The organism is Tritonibacter sp. SIMBA_163, from assembly GCF_046535935.1.
GTDB lineage: Bacteria > Pseudomonadota > Alphaproteobacteria > Rhodobacterales > Rhodobacteraceae > Epibacterium > Epibacterium scottomollicae.
Genome location: NZ_JAWJBP010000110.1, coordinates 1 through 481 on the forward strand (window position 1 = coordinate 1; position 481 = coordinate 481).

1 protein-coding gene is annotated in these 481 nt (G+C 34.3%); it reads left to right on the plus strand.

The features are described from left to right. On the plus strand, positions 1 to 409 hold a 409-nt coding region (locus tag R0J92_RS21655), incomplete at its 5' end, for a hypothetical protein (RefSeq protein ID WP_411053151.1). Between the last annotated feature and the right edge of the window lie 72 nt (positions 410 to 481).

Consider the following 481-nt stretch of genomic DNA (forward strand, 5'->3'; position numbering starts at 1 on the left):
GTTTGAATTAGCAAAAAGAAGTCAAGACAGCCTATATGATTATTGCTTTGGACTAACAGAACACGACAACTTGATCATCGATAGATACATATATTCTAACCTTGTTTATGCAACCAAATTCCCTGGTAATACAAAGCTCACACATGGGCAAGTAAGCAATATCGAGAACAAATTACTGAGTAAGGCCAAGTTAATCTATCTGTATGCAAGACCTGAAGTAATTAAAGAAAGGATTCTTAGCAGAGGAGATGATCAGGTTAACACGAAAGACATTGAACCAATTGTGGAACTCTATAATGAAGTGATACCAAAGTCAAAATTACATACATATTCATTTGATACAGAGATTTATGGTAGCGATGAAATTGTTGAGGACATTATCTACTTGGTCAGTGAGGAAAGAATATAGCTCATTGCCGCAATATAGTATACAGAGGTGAAGAAAATAAATAAAGTATGTAAAACGTGTAACATCTCTAAG